The organism is Sphingomonas sp. Ag1 (assembly GCF_000980895.1).
GTDB lineage: Bacteria > Pseudomonadota > Alphaproteobacteria > Sphingomonadales > Sphingomonadaceae > Sphingomonas > Sphingomonas panaciterrae.
This window is the reverse complement of the sequence record NZ_LAZX01000093.1, coordinates 107,268-127,567: the sequence shown is the minus strand read 5'-3', so window position 1 is coordinate 127,567 and position 20,300 is coordinate 107,268. Positions and strand designations below refer to the sequence as shown.

14 protein-coding genes are annotated in these 20,300 nt (G+C 66.7%); 3 read left to right on the top strand and 11 right to left on the bottom strand.

Annotated elements, in window-relative coordinates; genetic code table 11:
• Nucleotides 1-18: 18 nt before the first annotated feature.
• The gene (gene nagA, locus XM50_RS12365; RefSeq protein ID WP_046409868.1) at nt 19-1,188 is read right to left on the bottom strand and encodes an N-acetylglucosamine-6-phosphate deacetylase; all 1,170 of its coding nucleotides are present in this window, start codon (nt 1,186-1,188) and stop codon (nt 19-21) included.
• Nucleotides 1,185-2,969 (bottom strand): copper homeostasis protein CutC, encoded by a 1,785-nt coding sequence (locus XM50_RS21045; RefSeq protein ID WP_186313886.1) that lies wholly within the window; start codon nt 2,967-2,969, stop codon nt 1,185-1,187. The genes nagA and XM50_RS21045 overlap by 4 nt, the downstream gene beginning before the upstream one ends.
• A gap of 266 nt (nt 2,970-3,235) precedes the next feature.
• On the opposite strand from XM50_RS21045, the gene XM50_RS12355 reads away from it, so the two are divergent.
• A complete protein-coding gene (locus tag XM50_RS12355) occupies nt 3,236-3,781 on the top strand; it encodes a TetR/AcrR family transcriptional regulator (protein ID WP_052742561.1) in 546 nt (181 codons plus the stop codon).
• Nucleotides 3,782-3,792: 11 nt separating this feature from the next.
• Here the strand turns inward: XM50_RS12355 and XM50_RS12350 are convergent, their stop codons facing one another.
• The 3 genes from XM50_RS12350 to XM50_RS12340 are packed head-to-tail and all read right to left on the bottom strand — an operon-like array spanning nt 3,793 to nt 7,993.
• Nucleotides 3,793-5,253: an efflux transporter outer membrane subunit gene (locus XM50_RS12350; protein WP_046409866.1), complete on the bottom strand. Its 1,461-nt coding sequence runs from the start codon at nt 5,251-5,253 to the stop codon at nt 3,793-3,795.
• Nucleotides 5,253-6,812: an MDR family MFS transporter gene (locus tag XM50_RS12345; protein WP_046409864.1), complete on the bottom strand. Its 1,560-nt coding sequence runs from the start codon at nt 6,810-6,812 to the stop codon at nt 5,253-5,255. The genes XM50_RS12350 and XM50_RS12345 overlap by 1 nt, the downstream gene beginning before the upstream one ends.
• Nucleotides 6,813-6,814: 2 nt before the next feature.
• Nucleotides 6,815-7,993, bottom strand: coding sequence for an HlyD family secretion protein (locus XM50_RS12340; RefSeq protein ID WP_082103040.1), 1,179 nt, complete (start codon nt 7,991-7,993; stop codon nt 6,815-6,817).
• Between the two features lie 192 nt (nt 7,994-8,185).
• Between XM50_RS12340 and XM50_RS12335 the strand changes: the two genes are divergently transcribed.
• Nucleotides 8,186-9,856, top strand: a complete 1,671-nt coding sequence (locus XM50_RS12335; RefSeq protein WP_156167250.1) for a mechanosensitive ion channel family protein — start codon at nt 8,186-8,188, stop codon at nt 9,854-9,856.
• Nucleotides 9,856-11,142: a glycoside hydrolase family 130 protein gene (locus XM50_RS12330; RefSeq protein WP_046409861.1), complete on the top strand. Its 1,287-nt coding sequence runs from the start codon at nt 9,856-9,858 to the stop codon at nt 11,140-11,142. The genes XM50_RS12335 and XM50_RS12330 overlap by 1 nt, the downstream gene beginning before the upstream one ends.
• 7 nt (nt 11,143-11,149) lie before the next feature.
• Here the strand turns inward: XM50_RS12330 and XM50_RS12325 are convergent, their stop codons facing one another.
• From XM50_RS12325 to XM50_RS12300, 6 genes are all read right to left on the bottom strand, one after another.
• Nucleotides 11,150-12,199: a LacI family DNA-binding transcriptional regulator gene (locus XM50_RS12325; protein ID WP_046409860.1), complete on the bottom strand. Its 1,050-nt coding sequence runs from the start codon at nt 12,197-12,199 to the stop codon at nt 11,150-11,152.
• Between the two features lie 8 nt (nt 12,200-12,207).
• Entirely contained in the window at nt 12,208-13,701 is a 1,494-nt protein-coding gene (locus XM50_RS12320; protein WP_269430570.1) for a tryptophan halogenase family protein, read from the bottom strand.
• The gene (locus tag XM50_RS12315) at nt 13,698-14,735 is read right to left on the bottom strand and encodes a cupin-like domain-containing protein (protein ID WP_046409858.1); all 1,038 of its coding nucleotides are present in this window, start codon (nt 14,733-14,735) and stop codon (nt 13,698-13,700) included. Before XM50_RS12315 ends, XM50_RS12320 begins: the two co-directional genes overlap by 4 nt.
• Nucleotides 14,728-15,444, bottom strand: a complete 717-nt coding sequence (locus XM50_RS12310; protein WP_046409856.1) for a SapC family protein — start codon at nt 15,442-15,444, stop codon at nt 14,728-14,730. Before XM50_RS12310 ends, XM50_RS12315 begins: the two co-directional genes overlap by 8 nt.
• On the bottom strand, nt 15,441-16,994 hold the full coding sequence (locus XM50_RS12305; protein WP_046410014.1) for a tryptophan halogenase family protein: 1,554 nt from the start codon (nt 16,992-16,994) through the stop codon (nt 15,441-15,443). The genes XM50_RS12310 and XM50_RS12305 overlap by 4 nt, the downstream gene beginning before the upstream one ends.
• A 92-nt stretch (nt 16,995-17,086) precedes the next feature.
• Nucleotides 17,087-20,131 carry a TonB-dependent receptor gene (locus XM50_RS12300; protein ID WP_046409854.1) on the bottom strand — a complete coding sequence of 1,015 codons (3,045 nt, stop codon included), beginning with the start codon at nt 20,129-20,131 and terminating at the stop codon, nt 17,087-17,089.
• Between the last annotated feature and the right edge of the window lie 169 nt (nt 20,132-20,300).

The window sequence follows — 20,300 nt, the reverse complement described above, 5'->3', positions numbered from 1 at the left end:
ACAGCAAGTGTCCCAGCGTCAAGCCATCGTGGCGGTCGGGGACGCAGCGGCGCTGCCCCCTGCCGCCACCCGCTCCCCACCGATCCAGGTGCCGCGCGGCCGGAAGTCCGCGCCCAGCCACGCAAGGTCGGCGCGCATCCCCGGCAGCAACGCGCCGCGATCGCCCAGCCCCAGGAAGGCCGCCGGCGCGCCCGACGCCATCATTGACGCATCCGCCACATCCAGCCCCAGCAGCCGCACCGCATTGCCGACCGCCGTCGCCATGTCGAGCGCCGATCCCGCCAGCGTCCCATCCTCCTCGACGCACACGCCCTGCTCGATGCGGATCGTCTTGCCCTGCAGCACGAAATGATCGGCATCGGTGCCGACCGGCGGCATCGCATCGGTGACCAGCATAAAGCGGTCATGCGGCCGCGCGGCAAGCGCGATGCGAAGCGCGGCCGGCGCGACATGCCGCCCGTCGACGATGAGCCCGGCATAGGCCGTCTGATTCTCGATCGCGGCCCCCACCACGCCGGGCTTGCGATGATGCAGCGGCGACATGGCGTTGAACAGATGCGTGACGCCCGTCACCCCGGCATCAAACGCGCCGCGCATCGTCGCATAATCGGCGTCGCTATGCCCCGCCGCGACGATCACCCCCGCCGCCACCAATTCGCGAATATGCGCCGTCGTGGTCATTTCCGGCGCCAGCGTCACCAGCGTGCGCCCATGCGTCAGGCTGGACAGAAGCGCGATCTTCTCCGCGTCGAGCCGGGTGAAATGCGCCGCATCATGCGTGCCGCGCCGGCGCGGGTTCAGGAACGGCCCCTCGATATGGATGCCCAGCACGCCGGGCACGCCCGCCGCGATCGCCTGCTCGGTCGCGCGCATCGCGCGGTCGATCTTGTCGATCGTGTCGGAAATCAGCGTCGGCAGGAAACCGGTCGTGCCAAACCGCGCATGCGCCGCGCCGATGGTGGCGATCGTCGCCACGCTGGGATCGTCGTTGAACAGGACGCCGCCGCCGCCATTCACCTGCGTGTCGATGAACCCGGGCAGCAGCCACCCGCCCCCCAGGTCGACCCGCTCCGCGCCTGCGGCATCGGTGCCGGCATCCGCGACGCGGCCGCCCTCGATCAGCAGCTGGTCGGCGACACGGCCCTCGCCGAGCACGACCGTGCCGTTCTCGAACAGGATCTTGCTCATCGCGTCTCGGTCACTTTCCTCAAATGCGGCGGCGCGTCGGGATCGTTCCCGCGCGCGATCGCCAGCGCATTCACCATCCGGTAAAAGCTCTGGATCTGCAGGATCGGCTCCAGCACCGGGTCGCAGGCAAGGGCCGGCAACACGCCCTTCCCCCCGGCATCCGCCAGCAATGTGACCGCGCCGCGCTCGGCGAACAAGGCCGCCGCGTCGCGCACATCGTCGCCGCTCGCATCCGAACTGGCAAAGCCCAGTACCGGAAAGCCGCGCCGGACGATCGCCATCGGCCCGTGCCGCACCTCGGCTGCGGAAAACGCCTCGGCATGCAGCCCGCAGGTTTCCTTGAACTTCAGCGCCGCCTCCAGCGCCACGGCATAGCCATAGCCGCGCCCCAGCACGAACAGGTCACGCGCGCCGACCAGCGGCGGGATCGCCGCGCCCCAGCGTAGCGCAAAGGCGCGCGACAGCGCATCGGGTAGCGCCGCCAGCCGCTCCTGCAACGCTGCGTCGCTCGCCCATGCTGCTGCCAGCGCGGCCTGCGCGACCAGCGTCGTGATATAGGATTTGGTCGCCGCGATCGATCGCTCCGGCCCGGCGCACAGCGGCAGCACCTCGTCGGCGCACGCCGCCAGTGGCGATTCCTCGTCATTGACCATCGCGACGACCAAGGCGCCACCGGCCTTGTAGGCCGCCGCCGTCGCCAGCAGGTCGGGGCTGCGGCCCGATTGCGAAATCGCCAGGCACAAGGCGCCCTTGGCCTCCAGCGGCGCGCGATATAGCGACGCGATCGACGGCGCGGCGGAGGCGACGGTGATCCCCGTCTTGGTCTCGAACAGATATTTGCCGTACGTCGCCGCATGATCGGATGATCCGCGCGCGCAGGTGACGATGAACGGCGGCGGGTCGCGCCGCAATCGCGCCGCCAGCCGCGCGATCGTTGCGCTGTTGCGCGCCAGGAAGCGGGCGGCGGCTTCGGGCGCCTCACCCGCCTCGTTGTGCATCAACGTGCCCGCCGGATCGGGCTTGGCCGGCGGGGCGGCGATCGGCACCGGGCGCATGGTGGCAGGTCGGCGCAGCGCGGCGCGCAGCCGCGCCACTTCCTCCCAGTCGGTGGTGCGGGCAAGCTCGCTTTCAAACCCCAGCCGCAGCGCCGGGGCCCAGGCGACACGCGGGCGGGATGCGGCGGCATGAACCGCGCGAACGCCGGTCTCCTCGACCAGCGCGGCGACGTCTGTCGCCCGGATCGTACCGCCCGCCATGATCTCCACCCGGTCGCCCGCCTGCGCGCGCATCCGGCCAATGGTGGCCGCCCCTGCCGCCGCGGTGCGGGCGCCACCGGACGTCAGGATGGTGGCGATGCCAAGCTCGGCGGCGATCTCCACCGCAGCCACCGGGTCGGGCAGCAGGTCGACCGCGCGATGCAGCGTCACGTCCATGCCGACCGCCCGGGCGACCATCTCCTCCAGCAACGCCACGTCCAGCTCGCCGTCGGGGGTCAGCGCGCCAATTACCACGCCGCTCAGGCCCTCGGCACGCGCGACATCGATATCGTGCAGCATCGCGGCACGCTCCGCCGCATCATAGGAAAAATTGCCCTCGCGCGGCCGGATCATCGCGCGCACCGGGACCGGCGATTGTGCGGCTTGCCGCAGCAGGCCTGGCGTCGGCGTCAGCCCGCCCAGCGCCAGCGACGAACATAGCGCGATGCGGTCGGCGCCGCCGGCGATGGCCGCGGCCAGCCCTGACGCATCGTCGACGCGGATTTCGATCAGGACGTTACTCATGCCCTCAGCCTTCCGTCCGCTGCGCCGGAACGCCGCGCAGCGTATGGCGGCGCCACCTGCCCGATAAGCGTCCCCGCCGTAATAGCGGATATGCGCATCCGCAGCGCTGCTTAGGCTTCGGGCGTTCATGCCGCCGAGTTATGACTCCAGGCACCCTCCTCCTGCGCCGCTCCTGCGCTGCTCCTGTGCCGCCTGCGGGTTGCCTTCCGCGCGAACGCCCGCCTAATCAGTGGCCATGATCGCGCGCGACACCGGACCATGCCGCCATGCGCCGTGATGCACGCGCCCGGCGGGAAGCGCTGCTGGAGGCCGCCGCGGCGTGTTTCGACGCCGACGGCTTCGGTGTCCCGCTGGAGGATATCGCTGCGCGCGCCGGCGTCGGGCGCGGCACCCTGTATCGCAATTTCAAGGATCGGCTCGACCTCGCCTTCGCCATCTTCGAACGGCAGGTGTCCGCGTTCGAGGAACGGTTCGATCCCACCAAGCCGATCGCGCAGCTGTTGCCGCTGCTGGTGCGCGACGGGCTGTTCTCCTGGCAGCTGTTCACCCGCCTCCGGCTCGACATGCAGCTGTCGCGCGACAATCTCGCCGCCTTTGCCGCGCTCGGCGACCGGCTGGAACGGCTGTTCGCCACGGCGGTGGAACGTGCCATCGCGGCGGGGGAGCTCAGGCCCGACGTCACCGCGCGCCACCTCGTCACCGCGATGCGGATGATGTCGGGCTTCATCGTCGACAAGCAGGTGAATGACGCGGTGGAGGCGGAAATTGCCGAGGCGCTCGATCTCCTGCTGCGCGGGCTCGCCCCGCGCTAGCGGGGGATCAGCTACCCGCCGGGCTGCTCCCCGCCTGCCACCGGCGCCCATCCCAGCCCCAGCGCCTTGTTCACCGCGACGAAGCTGTTGGTCAGCTGTGCCTTGGCCTGCGCCACCGCCATCGCTGCGGACAGTCGCTGCCGCTCGACATCGAGCTGGTCGATCAGCGTGCTGGTGCCCGCCTCCACCCGCTGCCGGTTCAGCGCGGCGGCGCGCGATGCCGATTGCTCGGCGCTCGCCAGCCGGGCGAGCTGCCGCCGGGTGGCGGCGAAACGCGACAGGCTCGTCTCCGCATCCTGCAAGGCGGTCAGAACGGTCTGGCGGTAATTGGCCTCTGCCTCGTCGCGCTGTGCTTCGGACTGGCGGACGGCGGCGGCGGTGCGCCCGAGATCGAGGAACGACCAGCTGATCTGCGGCGCCAGCAGCGTCGTCAGATTGCCCGGGTCCAGCACATCGCCGGGCGACGTACCACCCATGCCCAGGATCCCCATGAACCGGATCGCGGGATAGCGTTTCGCCTCGTTCACCCCGATTGCGGCGGTGCTGGCGGCAAGTGCTCGTTCGGCGGCACGGATGTCGGGCCGACTGGCGATCAGCGCGGCGGGATCGCCCACCGCCACCTTGGCCGGGGGCAGCGGCACCGGCACCGGCGCGGCGAGCGTCGCATCCAGCGCGCCGGGCGTACGGCCGGTCAGCAACGCCAGCACGTCGCGATATTCGTCCGCCTGCGCGGTGAGCGGGATCGCCTGCGCCTCCGTGCTTTCCAGGTCGGTCTTCAGCCGTTCGACCTGCAGGGCCGACACCGTGCCCGCCGCCAGCCTTTGCTCCATCAGCGCCAGCGACTGGCGCTGGAGCTCGGACGAGCGGGCGTTCAGCGCGATACGCTCCTGCGCATCGCGATAATTGACGTACGCCTGCGCCACCTGCGCGGTCAGGCTCACCTGTGCATCCGCCAGATCGGCGTAACGCTGCCCGACCGCGGCGCGCGATTGTTCGATCCCCCGGCGCACGCCGCCGACCAGATCGGGCTCCCACGAGGCATTCAGGCCAAGGTTGTAGAAATCGAGGCCATTTGACTCCGATCCTGACCCGCCACCGCCCGATCCCCCGCTGTCGTCGGCCAGATCGATGCCGGGCAATTGGGCGCGCAGATAGGTGCCATTGGCGCTGATGCTCGGCGCCTGATTGGCGCGTTGCTGCCGCGCCTGCGCCTGCGCCTGCCGGATCCGCGCCTCTGCCGCAGCGATGCTCGGGCTGTACGCCAGCGCGTCATCGACCAGCCGGTCGAGCGTCGCATCGCCCAGCGTCTCCCACCACCGCGCCACGCCCGGCGACCGCACCGCCGCCTCGTTGCCGCGGACGAACTGCCCCCGCGCCGCCGCATCGGCCCCGACCGCCGGCGGCCCCTTATAGTCCGGCCCGACCGTACAGGCGCCGAGCAGCAGGAGGCAGAGCAAAGCAGATGTACGCATCAGTGCATCGCCGCTGGCGCGGCGTCCTTGGGCAGTGGACGAAGGAACAGGACCAGCGGCAGCACGATCAACGTACCCACCCCCATGATCCAGAAGATATCGTTATAGGCGATGACCAGCGCCTGCGCCTGAACCTGCTGCGCGATCATGCCGAGTGCTGCGGGGGTGCTGCCGAGCGACTGGCTGAGCCCGCCGACATAATCCTGCACCATCGGCGAATTGGCGTTCAGCGTTTCTTCCATCCGGCGCGAGTGCAGCCACAGCCGCTGCTCCTGCAGGATCGAGATGCCGGCCAGCGCGAAACTGCCGCCCAGGTTGCGCACCGCGTTGAACAATCCCGATGCATCGCCGGCGTCGGCCGCGGGCACGGATCGCACCACTGCCTGGCTCAGGAACAACATGCCCAGTATCTGCCCCACGCCGCGCATCAGCTGCGACACGGTGAAGTCGCTGCCGCTCGTCTCGGTGGTGAGGCCGGAGTCGAGAAAGGCAGATCCCGCCATGATCAGCAGTCCCGCGCCCACCGCCAGCCGGATATCGACGCTGCGCAGCAGGAACGGCACGATCGCCATCATGACCAGGCTGGGCAGGCCCGACAGCAGCACGACCTTCCCCGATTGCAGGGCATTGTAATCTGCCAGTGCAGCGAGGAACTGCGGGATGACGTAGGATGTGCCGTACAGCACCATGCCGAGCACCAGTCCCATCAACGCGACCGAGCCGAACTGACGGTCGAGCAGCAGGCTGAGCTTGATGATCGGCCGGGTTGCCGTGCGCTGCCCGATGAACAGCAGCACGAAGCCGACCAATGATATCAAAGTCATCAGCCGGATCAGGCCGGAATCGAACCATTGTTCGCGCTGCCCGTCTTCCAGGAAGACGGTGAGGCCGCCCAGCCCGAGGGTGAGGCCCGCAATGCCCAGCCAGTCGGCATTGCCCAGCTCGGTCATGTCTGCCTTTTCATGCTTCAGCCCGACGAGCAGCATGGTCACCAGCACGGCGCAGATCGGCACGTTGATGAAGAAGGCATAGTGCCAGCTGATATTCTCGGTCAGCCACCCGCCGACCAGCGGACCCACCACCGGGCCGAGGATCGCGGTCACCCCGAACAAGGCGATGCCGATCGGCTGCTGGCGCGGCGGCAGGCGCTGCGCGATGATCGTCTGCGCCGTCGGGATCATCGCGCCGCCAGTGAAGCCCTGCCCCACCCGCCCGATGATCATCATCGTCAGCGTCGTGGCAGTACCGCATACGACCGAAAACAGCGTGAACAGCCCCGCCGCGGTCAATAGGAACGTGCGAAGCCCCAGCAGCCGCTGTAGCCATGCTGCCATCGGGATGACGACGATCTCCGCCACGAGATAGGCGGTGGCGACCCATGTCCCTTCGGTGCCGCTGGCGCCGATCTCGCCCTGGATGACGGGCAGCGCGGAATTGACGATGGAGATATCGAGCGTCGCCATCAGCGCGCCTAACGTGCCGGCCGCGACCGCCACCCACGCCGACACATCGGCGCGTTCAGGTGGCGCCGCCGCTGGCGAGATCGCCGCGCTCGCCATGCTCAGCGGCTCCGTTCCGACAGCCGCTTCTGCTCCGACCGGATCTGATCCAACTGTCCCTTGGCGCTGCGCGTGTCGACCGTCACCGTTACCGACAGGCCCGGCACCAGCAGGCGACGCGCGGCGGGGCTCGCCTCAAGCGCGATCCGCACCGGCACCCGCTGCACGATCTTGGTGAAATTGCCGGTCGCATTTTGTGGCGGCAGCAAGGAGAATTGCGCACCCGTTCCTGGCGACAGGCTGGCGACGCGTCCGCGCAGCTCAGTACCGTCAAGGGCGTCAACCTTGATCGTCGCCGGCTGGCCGGGACGCATCAGGGCGAGCTGCGTTTCCTTGAAATTGGCGGTCACATAAATCTGGCGCAGCGGCACCACCGACATCAATCGCGTCCCGGCCGTGGCGAACTGGCCGACCGTCGCGGTCTTGTCGCCGATGCGACCTGCCACGGGCGACCGGATGACCGTCGACGACACGTCCACGTTCGCCGCCGCCAATTGTGCCGCGGCACCCTGCCGCTGGGCGCGGGACTGGCCGATCTGCGCCTCCAGTGTCGCGACCTGGCGCTGCTGCGCGGCAAGCGCCGCGGCCTGCGCGCGTGCATTCGCCGCCGACTGATCGGCCGCAGCGCGCAGCTGGGCGAGTTGCTGCCGGCTCTCGGCGCCCGACTCGGCGAGCGGCGTATAGCGGCGCACCTCGTCCGCATCGTAGCGTGCCTTGGCCTGCGCCGCGGCGAACTGGGCCTGCGCCTGCTCAATCGCCGCGCGCTGCTGCGCAATCTGGGCACGGCTGGCGTTGGCACTCGCCTCCGCCTGCGCGATCTGCGCTTCGGCTTGCGCCGCCTGCGCGCGGTAGGATCGCGGATCGATCCGGACGAGCGGCTGCCCCGCAGTCACGTCCTGATTGTCGGCAACGAGCACCTCGGCGACATAGCCGCTCACCTTGGGCGCGATGGTGACCAGATCGGCCCGGATGTAGGCGTCATTGGTCTCCTGCATGAATTTGCCGCTGGTCTGATACCGCACCAGCCACAGCGCGCCGCCGAGTATCGCTGCCAACAGCACTAGAAGAAGAATCAGGCGGGCGCGTCCGCTGAGGCGACGGCGCGGCGTTGTCTCACCCTGTGCCTCCGGCGTCTCGATGATCGACGTGTCGCCGGCGGTCTGATGCGGTTGGTCGCTCATGAGGCCTTTTCATGCTGCCGATGCCGCGGCGCTATAAGCGGACATTCTGTCCGCTATCAACCCGCCACGCGGCAACATCACCCAACATGGTTTGCTCGCCACGGTCAGTTGTTCCCCAGTCGCCATGACCCGTGTGACCGTAAGCGCGATAGACGCGTTCTTTGGGCAGCTCCCTCGATCAAGCAGGTTTTCGTGGTTCGTACCTTCCGGCAAATTCTTCTGCTGCTGCTGATTGTCGCGGGGGCCCCGGCCGTCGCACCCGCGCAGGAAACCGCCCCATCGAACAGCACCGCGCCTGCAGTACCGGCCGATCCTTTCGGTCGTGAAACACCGCGCGCCGCGGTCACTGGCCTGATCGAGGCGCTGGCCAAACGCGATTACGCGCGGGCGGCCAATTATTTCGACCTGCCGGTGCAGCAGGATCCGCGCGTTCTGGACGGCGCGTCGGAGCTTGCGCGTCGTCTGCAGCGGCTGCTCGATAGCGGCGGGTCGCTGACGCCCTTTGCCGGCCTGTCCAACGAACCCGGCGGCAGGATCGACGACAATCTGCCGGTCGACCGTGAACTGGTCGGCGACCTGCGGATCGGTGAGGGCGAGGCGCCGATCTTCCTGGTCCAGCGCGAGGCCGACGGGCGGCGCGTCTGGCAAATTTCACACGACACGATTCGCCGGTTGATGACGGTCCCAGCCGCGCAGGTCGTGCCGCTTCAGCCGACCGCCGTGCCAAGCGTCACCGTGGCGGGTGCGCCGGCGGAGGATTGGGGGCTGCTCGTCGGCATCGCGGCGCTCAGCTTTGTTGTTCTTCGGTTGCTCGCCACGCTGGCGCTGACGCTGATGCGGCGCGGCATCACCGATCCTGATTCCAGCGGCGTGTACCGTTTCTTCCACGCCGCGCTGCCGCCCTTGAGCCTGTTCATCGCGGTCATCGCCTTTTACGGCTGGGCGGAGCGGCTGGAGGTGGCGATCGTCGCCCGGCAGACGCTGCTTCGTTACGCCGGCGGTGTCGCGGCGATTGCCTTGGTATGGTTCGGGCTGCGACTGGTCGACGCAATCGCCGACGTCACGATCGCGCGCATGACACGGCGCGCACGACGCCAGGCGGTGTCGGTCGTCACCCTGCTGCGCCGCGCGGCCAAGATCCTGCTGCTGGTGTTCAGCATCGTCGCGGTGCTCGACACGTTCGGGATCGATGTGACCACCGGCATTGCTGCTTTGGGTATCGGCGGTATCGCGCTTGCGCTCGGCGCGCAGAAGACGGTCGAAAATCTTGTGGGCAGCGTCACGGTCATTGCGGATCGTCCGGTGCAGGTCGGTGATTTCTGCCGCGTCGGCGATGTCGTCGGGACCGTTGAAGACGTGGGGATCCGTTCCACCCGCATCCGCACCAACGATCGCACGATCGTCACCATCCCCAACGGCGATTTCTCGTCCCGCCAGATCGAGAACTTTGCCAAGCGCGACCGCTTCCTGTTCAATCCGGTGATCCGGCTCGATTACGACACCCCGCCCGACAAGATTCGCGCAGCCGTCGACCTGATCGAGGGGGCGCTGAAAGGCCACCACAAGGTGCTGCAGGACGGCCCGCGCGCCAGGTTCACCAATTTCGGCGAGAACGCGCTGGAGGTGGAGATCTTCGCCTATATCGCGGTCAGCGACTTTGGCGAAAGCACCGTCATCCGGCAGGACCTTTTGCTGTCGATCTATGAGGGGCTGAACGATGCCTCCATCCGGCTGGCGGTACCCGCGCGGCGGCTGTTTTTCGCCAATGATGATCGCGCAGAGGCCAGCGATGATGCCGGCGAGGCACCATCAGGCGATCTCGACCGTTCTTCATCATCTTCTACTCGGAATGGGGTGACCTGATGAAAGCAGCGGACGTCTTCACCACGCTGGATATCGAGCTGAAACCCGATCCCTCCCGCACCGTGATCCGCCCGTTCAGCTTCGACTATCCCGACGACATGGCGGACGGGCGCCCCGCCCGCATGAAACAGGTTGCGCAGCGGCTGCTGTCGCTGCCGCCAGCACTGCGCGCCCGGATGCGCATGCTGCTGGCCGTGCCGATGCACGAACGCCATCGCAACGCCGACGAAACCTTCCTGCGCCGCTATGACGAGGTTGCCGCCTCCCTTGATCTCAACGGTACCATCGACAGCACGGACCGACTTCTGATCGGAGCATATTTCAGCCAGGAATATGCCTTCGAATCCGCCGCATTGTTCAATCCCAGCATCATCCGAGTCCCCGACGCCAGCCCCGATGATGAGGCGATGCCCTTCCTCCTGTCGCTGCGCGGGATCGGCGAAGGTCATATCTCCTCCGTGACGTTCCGAACCGGCACCTGGGACGGCAGCGACCGCATCGAGGTCAATCCGGCCAGCCAACACGGCATCCCGCCCCGCATCGATCATGAGCATGATGGCTGGACGCGTCTGTTGTGCAGCGACAGCGACGACGTGTCCGAGACCGTGCTGTTCCCGGTGCTGCCGAGCCAGCGTTCCGGGATCGAGGATCTCCGAATGGTGAACTTCACCGATGATGATGGTGCCCGAAGCGTCATCGGCACCTATACCGCTTATGACGGCATGCACGCCCGCGCCGAGTTGCTGCGCGGGGTTGACCTGCGCACGGTGGAGATGCGCGCGCTGACCGGCCGCTTGGCCCCATACAAGGGAATGGCGCTGTTCCCGCGGCGGATCGATGGCAAGTTCGTCATGCTGGGTCGCCAGGACAATGAGAATATCTGGTTGCTGCGCTCTGACCGGCTCGACCATTGGGACGAGGGGCAGCAGATCATGGGACCGAAATACCCGTGGGAGTTCGTCCAGATGGGGAATTGCGGCTCCCCGATCGAGATTGACGAGGGCTGGCTGGTATTCACCCATGGCGTCGGGCTGGTGCGCGGCTACAGCATCGGCGCGTGCCTGCTGGACAAGGCGGATCCATCGCAGGTGCTGCTGCGCACGGCATCGCCGCTGCTGTTCCCGAGCGCGGAGCAGCGCGGTGGCTATGTGCCCAACATCACCTATAGCTGCGGCGCGCTGCTCCACAAACGGCGCATCCTGCTGCCCTACGCGATCGGTGACGAATATAGCGCCTTCGCCATCGGCAACGTCGACGACCTGCTATCGGTTATGGTCAAGGCCTGACGCGCGATCAGAGGTTGGTCGGCACCGCTGCGGTGGATTCCCGCACCACGAGCCGCGCCGACACCTCCACCGGCGCACGGTCGCGGGCGTCCGCGGCGGTGGTGATCAGCAATTCGGCGGCACGCGCCGTCACCTCGGCGATCGGCTGCGCGATGGCGGTGAGCGGCGGATGATGGAAGCGGACGACGGGCGTGTCGTCGAAGCTGACCACGGACAGGTCGCGCGGTACGTCCATGCCGCAATCACGCGCCTCGGCAATCGCGGCGAGCGCCATCTGATCGTTACTCGCGACGATGGCCGTGGCACCGGCCTCAATCAGTTGCTTCGCCGCCGCAATGCCCGAGGCATAGCTGAAATCGCCGTTCGCCAGCAGGCCATCGGCGGAAAGCCCCGCCGTCTCCATCGTCCAGCGCCAGCCCTCGACCCGCCAATGGCTTAGCTCATAGTCGGTGGGTCCTGCGATGAAACCGATACGCCGGTGCCCCAACCCGACGAGGTGCATCGTCGCATCGCGCGCCGCCACCTCGTCACCCATCGTCAGCCGGAACCCGCCCCCGTCACGCAGCGACCCGATACGCGCAAAGGCGATCCCCGCCTTTTCCAGCAGGTCTGTGATCATGGGGTTGTGCGAATGCGGCGGCGTCAGGATCACGCCATCGGGTTGCAGCGCGGCGAGCGCGGCCGACAACTCCCGCTCGATATGGTCACTGTGCGTGTCGACCAGCTCAAAGATCATGCGATAGCCATGCTGCGCGCAGGTCAGCATCCCACCGAGCAGCATCTGGTCGATCCAGTCGGACCCCTCGCGCTTGCGCCAGTCCGCAATCGTGCGGTCGCGATCGTTCAGAGCCAGCAGAAGATAGGATCGCGAACCGCCCATCCGCTGCGCCGCGATTGACGGCACATAACCAAGCGCCGCGATCGATTCCTGCACGCGTTGCATCATCTCGGGCCGGACATTGGGCTCCTTGTTGATGACACGGCTGACCGTCTGCAACGACACCCCCGCATGGGCGGCGACATGCTTGATGGTGACCGACTGCCGGCGACGCCCCATGACGATCCTCAGGCAGCGCTCTGGCGCGCGCCGGCGCAATAGCGGGCGACATAATCGGCATGGGCCGGCAACCCATTGACCGTGCGCGTCACCTGGGCACGCAGCGTCTGAAGCAGCCGCGCCAGTTCCTCGTCGGTCAGCTTGCCGGTGATCGGATGCCAGGCATGCGGCTCGATCCCCTGCCCCAGCAGCACCTGCAGCCAGCTATGCTCCGCGAACAATTCCTCGTTGCGGCGGAACACACGCGCCGTGTCGCGGAACAGCTCGATCTTCTGTTCGAGACTGTCGGGGATCGGCATTGCGGCGCATTGCCGCCAGAACGCGCTGTCGCGCCGGTCGGTGGCCTTGTAATGCAGGATCAGGAAGTCGCGGACCTGCACCATGTCGGCGTGCTGCTGATCATTGAACTCGGCAATGTCGCGCGGGCTGATCGGTCCGGCTGCCGGCATCATCCGGATCAACCGCAGGACGGCGCGCTGGATCAGGTGGATGCTGGTGGACTCCAGTGGCTCCATGAACCCGCCCGACAGGCCGACGGCAACGCAATTGCGATGCCATTGGCGACGCCGCACCCCTGTGGTGAAGCGCAGGTGATTGGGCTGCGTCAGCACCTCACCCTCGACGTTGCCGAGCAGCCGTTCCAGCGCGTCTTCGCGTGACAGATAGCGACTGCACCACACGATGCCGTTTCCGACCCGGTGCTGCAGGGGGATGCGCCACTGCCATCCGGCATCATGGGCCATGGCGCGGGTGTAGGGCACCGCCGGCCCCACGCTCGCCGTTTGCACCGCGATCGCGGAATCGCACGGCAGCCAATGGGTCCAGTCATCGAAGCCGGCGTGCAGCGCGCCCTCGATCAGCAGGGCGCGAAATCCTGTGCAGTCGAGGAACAGGTCGCCGGCGATCGCGGTGCCATCCTCCAGCACCAGCGCCGCGATGTCTCCGCTGTCGCCATCCAGCTGTACCGTGGCGATCTTGCCCTCGATCCGTACCGCCCCGTCGCGCTCCGCCATCCCGCGCAGGAACTTCGCATAGAGGCCGGAATCGAGCTGGTAGGCATAGTTCAGGCGATCGTCAGGCAGATGCGCGAACTTCCCCGCCAGCGCCGCCTGGAGCTCAACCGAATAATCGCCAAATGGCGCCTGATGCCCCTTGGCGCGCCCAGCGAGCCAGAAATGCTGAAATCCCGCTGCCCAATGATCCTTGCCGGTCAGGCCAAAGGCGTGAACGTAGCGATCGGTGCCATTGCGCCAGCCATCGAACACGATACCAAGTTTGAAGGTGGCATTGGTCGCCGCCATGAACTCGGCTTCGTTGATGCCGAGCAAGCGATTGAAGCCGACGATCGGCGGGATCGTGCTTTCGCCGACGCCGATCGTTCCGATCGCCTCAGATTCGACCAGCGTCACTTGTGCCGCGCGGCCCATGGTGCGCGCGATCGCCGCCGCGGCCATCCAGCCGGCGGTGCCTCCGCCCGCAATGACGATCCGGCGCGGCGTCACTTGCTGAGCTGCCGCAACAGGAAGCCGCGGATCCGCCCGGCCGTTTCAGGATCAAGCGGGCCGAGCACGCTTTGTGCCTGCGCCGGGATGTGCGCACGCGGAAGATCGGGGTCACCGAACACGTAATAATCGAACATGTCGCGCCAATACGCCCGTTCGTCCACCGGCAACTCGCGAATGGACATGATCGCGTGGTTCAGCGCGTCCTGCGGTTGCCCCAACCAGCGCGGCGTTTCCCGCCACCAATAATTTACCAGCACATTGAAGGGGTCGAGGCCCTCCACGTGATGCCACCAGAGCGACGGTATGTAGAGCGCGTCGCCCGGCTCCAGCACCACGGTCTGCGCCGCTTCCGCCGCCTGCGCGAAACGCGGATGCGCGGCGAGGTCGGGATTGTGGAAATCGACCATGCTGACCGCGCGGCCGGCCGGCGTGTTGTCGATCGGTCCCAGATACAAATTGCGGAACTGCTCACGCGAAAACAGCGTGAAGCGCCGCCGTCCCACTGCCACGCAGGCCAGATTGTGCGGAAAATCGTTGTGCGCGGCGATGCGCGTTCTGGTGCCGATCCAGATGCTCTTCAGCAGATCGCGATCACCGAGCGCGAGCGGATTGTCGCTGGTCAGGCCAGAGAAGAAAGCCTTCATGTCGATCGACGCAAGGTAGATCGGCGGGGCGTCCGGCTGGTCCTCGACGCTGGCGATGTGGCGGAAGATGTCGTGCAGCTTGCCCCGCCCGACGCGAAAGTTCATCGCCATCGTGTCGTCGTAGAACAGCCGCCCTCCGCTGCCCGGCTGGCCCACGGAGACGGTGAACGCGACGTCCTTGGCGCGTGCCGCGATATAGTCGCGCGCGGCCTGTGCGGATTGCTGCCCCGCCTGCACCAGCGGCCAGTCACGCACCAGGCCGCGCACGACGAAGGGGGCGGTGGCATCCCGCAATGCCGCATCTAGCGCGGCCGCATCAGCAACCGAGCGTTCGGGCACCGCCGCCATGCGCGCAAAGATGCCGGGCGATGCGGCCGGATCAGCCATGGCCGTCGCGCTTGTTCTTGCGCGCGACGAGCGCCCGCAGGTTGCCGAGCGAGGCGAGGGCCATGAAGATTGGCATCAGATGGCCCTCTCCATGAAGCTCGGTCAGCGCCGCGCCGTCGAGTGCGCGCAACCGGCCTTCGTCGATCACGTGAAAGCCGACCAGTCGGTGCGTCGAACCATCGTTCAGCGTCACTTCAAGGGTCAGCGGCTCGAGAAGATCATGCCAGCGAAGCGCGGCGAAAAATGCCGCCGACTCCTCAAAACCGGTATGCAGCGCACCGAGCCGGTCGGCAATCGTTTCGAGAAATGGCGTCGGCGTACCTTCCGGCTCGAACACGCGCACGCCCTCTTCGCCAGCAATGCGCGGGCTGCCGAGGTCGATATGGACCTGTCGCGCTCCGGACGCGTCGGGGCCACCGATCAGGAAGGGCTGCACATCCAGCGCGAGCGGCACGTAATCGGCGTCCCAGCGCGCGCCCTCCAGGAACAGATTTTCTGCGGTCTCAAAGCCGAAGATTGCGTGCGCGGTGAAATCGTCACGCTCCGCATTCAGCCGGAAGAGAATTGGGTAATGCTGCTGCGCATCGCGGAACTCCGCCGGCATGACGACGCTGGTCATCACGCCGTCACCCAGTGCTACGTCGCGATCGATGCGGACGCGCAGGTCGCGATGGGCCTCGGGGGTCAGAATGGCGTGATGGGGGTTCATGCGATGATCTCGTTCTGCCGATCTGCGCGCAGGACGTCGAGATAGGCACGATTGGTGGGAAGGCTGGCCGCAAGCGCGCGCGCGCGCTGCGCCGCCTGCCGGAGTGCAGCGCTCGCGGGGGGCACGCCCTCGATCCGCATGGGACCGGGCGGGGGCGGCGCCATGCCCATGCCGTACAGCACATATTGATAGCTGGCCGCGGGAAACACCTCGTCCACCATGCCAAGGTCGTGCCCGCTGGGTGGTTGCTCACGCCAGATCGCCAGCAGGCCGGCAAGGCTATGCGGAATCGACGAGCGATCGCGATTGTCACGCCAATAGGGCTGGCCGCGGTCGCTGAGCACGTAGTGAAGTTTCAGGAAGTCGACGATGCGGTCCCAGCGATAGCGGAACAGTGCGTTGAACCGGTCGGCATGCGCATCCATGCTCGCGCGGGTTGCGGGAAAGTTCGCCACAAGCGCATCCAGCGCCAGTTCGATCGTCACGATCGCCGACGCCTCCAGCGGTTCCAGAAAGCCGCTCGACAGGCCGATGGCGAGGCAATTGCGCTCCCAGAACCGCGTGCGATGTCCCGAACGGAACGTCAGCTTTCGCGGGGCAAGTGCGTCCAGATTGGCAGCGGGCGTGGTCCGCCCGAGATACGCGCGCAAGATTCCCTCTGCCGCGTCATCGGTGAGGTGCGCCGACGAATAGACGCATCCGACGCCACGCCGCGTCGGCAGGCCGATGTCCCAGATCCAGCCTGCCTCATGCGCGGTGGCATTGGTGGTTGACGCGATGGCACTTCCCGCCGCCACCGGCACCTGCACGGCCAAGGCGCGGTCGTTGAATAGTTCGTGGCCACGGTCGATGAAGTGCACGCCGAGCGCGCCGCCAATCAACAGCGCGGCATGACCGGTGCAATCGATAAACAGATCGCCCTCCATCGCGCCATGATCGCGGCAGCGAACGGCGGCGATGTCCCCGTCGTGGCGGCGGTCGACCGACAGTACATGATCGCGGACATGGCGCACGCCAAGCCGCTGGGTCGCATGGCGACGAAGCAGCGCAGCCAGCTTCACCGCGTCGAGATGATAGGCGTAGTTCAGCGCACCGGCATAGTCCGGCATTGCCCGCTGCCTTGGTGCGAGATCCAGTGCGCAGGCCCGCGCCTGCGGCGTGACGGCCGCCGCAAAGCCTTCCTCTTCGCCGGCCTGCCACGCGGCGACGAGCGCCCGCGGATCGGCCTCGACCGGGGCTGAAAAGGGGTGAAGGTAGGAATCATCCGGCGCCCCATTGCGCCAGCTGTCAAAGCGCGACCCCTGTTTGAACGAAGCGTCGCAGGCGAGCAGAAATTCCGCCTCGCTGATCCCGATGCGGGCGAGCGTACGGCGGATTGTCGGCCAGGTCCCCTCCCCGACACCGATCGTCGGCACGTCAGGGGATTCGATCAGCGTGACCTGCACGGGAGGTTGCGCAGTAGGATCGGCGCACGCCGCGATCGTGGCGGCCGCGAGCCATCCGGCGGTGCCCCCGCCGACGATCACGATGTTGGCGACCTGCCGTTTCACGCCCACGCTCACCTCTGTCGGCGCACCAACGCGCCGTTTCACCCATAAGAGCCGCCCGTCCATCGCGGAAGGGCGGCTCTCCGGGCGTCCGATCAGAAGTTGAAGCGGACGCCTGCGCTGTAGCGGGCAAAGCCCGGCTGCGAGAAGGTGACCATCCGGTCCGATCGACGATGCCCACGGCGCGCTTCGCCGGTCAGGTTGATCGCCTCCCCGAACACGGTGAGTCCAGGGATGAACTCATAGGCGACGCTCGCGTCCAGCTGGCCGTAGGATTCGACATAGGTCGGATCGAAGCCGTTGCTGCTGTTCAGGAACGACGCGCGCCAATTGTACGCAGCACGTGCCTGCAGCCCGAACTTGTCAAAGAACAGCACGGCGTTCGCACTGTCGCTCAGACCCACGAGCGCGAACTGGCTGGTGTTCGGGTTCAGCGCGTTGTTGAACTTCGCGTCGCCGTTCACGATCGTGTAGTTCAGGATCGTGCCGAAGCCCGTGTCCCAGAACCGGTGCTGTATCGCGAATTCCCAGCCGTTGATATTGGCGGTCTGGTCGCTGTTGAACGGCTGGTTGATCTGGAAGTTGAACAGATTGTCCTCGGGCAGGCCGAAGATGTTGCCGTTCAGATAGGTCACCCCGCCTGCTTCAACCTGGCCGGTGACCTGCGAGGATCCCGGGAAGTTGCGCAGAATGTAGTCGCGGATCTGGATCGCATCCGTCGTGCCGCCCAGAGCCGCCTGTGCGGCGCGATACCGCGGGCCGTCAGCAGGGTTGCGCAGGCCGAACGCCGACTGGTCGATCTGCGTGGTGCCGATGAAGTTCTGCACGTCCTTGTTGAAGAAGCCGACCGAGATGTAGCTTTCGCGGTTGTAATACCACTCGGCCGACACATCGATATTCTTCGACTTGAACGGGATCAGGTTCGGGTTGCCATTGGTGCCGGTGCCGCCGCCGATGCGCGGGTTCGACGCCAGTTCAAGCCCGCCCTGCAGCACGCCATAGTCGGGGCGCGTGATGGTGTGGCTGTACGACGCACGCAGCTTCACGTTGCGGATCGGCTCCATGTCGAAGTCGATCGCTGGCAACCAGTTCTGGTAGCTGCCCTTGGACGTGATGAACGAGCGCTCCGGCGCATAGACCAGCGCGAATTCGTTCGCTGCCGTCCAGCGGGTTCCCGTCGGCACCTGTACCAGCGCGTTGGAGGTAACGGTGGTCTGGTCGTAGCGGACACCAGCGATGATGTGCGCCGCGCCGGCCAGGAGGTCGAAGCTCGAGTTCACCTGGACGTATGGCGAGATCGTCTTTTCGCGCAGGCGACGGTCGGTGGTGAAGTCGGCAAGGCAGGTACCCGGCTGGGCCGTACCAACCTGCGGCGCACCACAGATGTTGTACTGGCCACGCAGCAGCTCTGCCATGCGTTCGAAGTTGAAGCCCAGGATTTGCTGCGGCAGCGCCGCGTCGCCGGCGCCCGGCACGCCGCGGAACTTGTCCGGCAGGCTGATCAGGCTGAACAGATCGTCCGGCGTCGCTGCCGCACCGAAGCTGGCGCCGCGCGGGTCGATGCCGCCCCAGGTGTCGTTCTGGATGAAGCCATAGGCCGACCGCACTTCGTTATCGATGTACGAGAAGCCGAAGTCGATCGAGTCGAGGAACGCGCCCTCATGCTCGTACCGGCCCTTCAGCTGGAACTGGTTGATCTCGTCACGGAAATACGCGTTGCGGAACGAATTGCCGGTCGGCGTGACCAAAGATGCGTTCAGCGGGTCGATGCCGGGCTGCATCGAATAGGAAATGATCGGCAGCGCGTTGCGGAAATCGATCGTCTGGCGCGCCACACCGAACACGGCGCTGCCAATGTTGGTGCTGGTGCCATAATCGTTCGTCGGGCGCGATTCCGCGGTCGAGTGATGCGCGTCGAACGACACGGTGACGCCACCCGGCGCTTCCCAGTTCAGGTTGAAGCCGAGCGACTTGTTCTCGCTGACATTGGCGCTCAGCGCGCCGCTGTACGACAGGTCCTTACCCGGGCCGAAAGCCTCGCTGTAGAACACCGGACCGGCGACCGGGCCGTCGGTCCACTCGCTCGACACGTCGCCGAAGTTGAACCACACGCCAACGCTGTTGGAGCGCACTTCAACCTTGTTGCGCGAATAGGTGAAGTCGGCCGTCGCGGTCAGCGTGTCGGTCGGCTTGATCTGCAAGACGGCCTGGCCGTTGATACGCTCACGGTCGATGTCGCGGACGTTGTACGATGCTTCCTGGGGAATCTCGTAGACGTCATTGCCGGAGGGGCGGTTCACCTGCGCCGGATTACGCGGCAGCGAGCCCCAGTCGTCCTGCGAGCCGAGGAAGCCGTCGCGGAAGCCGACGAACGCCTCGTTCGCGCTCGCCTTGCGGCGCTGGTACACGCCGTTGACCATGATGCCGATGCGATCGTCAGCGAAGGTGGTGGAGAAGATGCCGGAAACTTCCGGCAGGATCTGGTTCTTGCCGTTCTGCGAGGAGTCTAGAACGCCGCGCGCGGCAATGCTGCCACGCATGCCCGGCTTGTCGAGCGGGCGCGGGGTGCGGATGTTGATCGACGAACCGATGCCGCCCGACGGAACAGCCGCGCGGCCGGTCTTGTACACCTCGACGCCAGCGATGCCCTCGGAGGCGAGGTTCGCAAAGTCGAACGAACGCGAAGCCGGCGCGCTGGCACCATCACCCAGCGTCGACGTCGGCATCTGACGGCCGTTCAGCGTGACGAGATTATATTCCGGGCCGAAGCCACGGACGGTGACGAACGAACCTTCACCGTTCGACCGATCGATCGACACGCCGGTGATGCGCTGAAGCGACTCGGCGAGGTTGGTGTCCGGGAACTTGCCGATGTCCTCGGCCGAGATCGCATCAACGACGCCCTGTGCGTCGCGCTTGATGTCGATCGCCTGGCGCAGCGAGGCACGGATGCCGGTGACGACGATATCGTCCTCGCCCTGCGTCGGCTCGGAAGCCGTGGCGGGCGTTTCGGCAGGGCCGGTGCTGCCGACCGTTGCTGCCGCGTCCTGCGCCCAGGCCATGCCCGGGGCGGTCGCCAGTGCCGCAACCGATGCGCCAATCACCAGGCGCGAAAGCGAGCGAGCCGCAAAGCTCCCCATCAGAAAGTCCTCCCCTGTACCCTGCGTACGTCGAACGGTCCGCAAAATGCGGACTGTGAACGTTCACTTCTACCGCGCTCCATGCGGTGTCAAGAAGTCGCGGCCGAAACTTGTGAACGTTCCCAAATTGTGTTGTTGGCGTGCCACAATGGGCCTTTCCGGACAGCAT

Bases quoted from the DNA above. Each gene is read 5' to 3' on its own strand.
- XM50_RS21045 (WP_186313886.1), bottom strand. From the start codon at position 2,969: ATGAGTAACGTCCTGATCGAAATCCGCGTCGACGATGCGTCAGGGCTG.
- XM50_RS12325 (WP_046409860.1), bottom strand. From the start codon at position 12,199: ATGGGGCGTCGCCGGCAGTCGGTCACCATCAAGCATGTCGCCGCCCAT.
- XM50_RS12350 (WP_046409866.1), bottom strand. From the start codon at position 5,253: ATGCGTACATCTGCTTTGCTCTGCCTCCTGCTGCTCGGCGCCTGTACG.
- nagA (WP_046409868.1), bottom strand. From the start codon at position 1,188: ATGAGCAAGATCCTGTTCGAGAACGGCACGGTCGTGCTCGGCGAGGGC.
- XM50_RS12355 (WP_052742561.1), top strand. From the start codon at position 3,236: ATGCGCCGTGATGCACGCGCCCGGCGGGAAGCGCTGCTGGAGGCCGCC.
- XM50_RS12345 (WP_046409864.1), bottom strand. From the start codon at position 6,812: ATGGCGAGCGCGGCGATCTCGCCAGCGGCGGCGCCACCTGAACGCGCC.
- XM50_RS12315 (WP_046409858.1), bottom strand. From the start codon at position 14,735: ATGGCTGATCCGGCCGCATCGCCCGGCATCTTTGCGCGCATGGCGGCG.
- XM50_RS12300 (WP_046409854.1), bottom strand. From the start codon at position 20,131: ATGGGGAGCTTTGCGGCTCGCTCGCTTTCGCGCCTGGTGATTGGCGCA.
- XM50_RS12330 (WP_046409861.1), top strand. From the start codon at position 9,856: ATGAAAGCAGCGGACGTCTTCACCACGCTGGATATCGAGCTGAAACCC.
- XM50_RS12340 (WP_082103040.1), bottom strand. From the start codon at position 7,993: ATGAGCGACCAACCGCATCAGACCGCCGGCGACACGTCGATCATCGAG.
- XM50_RS12310 (WP_046409856.1), bottom strand. From the start codon at position 15,444: ATGAACCCCCATCACGCCATTCTGACCCCCGAGGCCCATCGCGACCTG.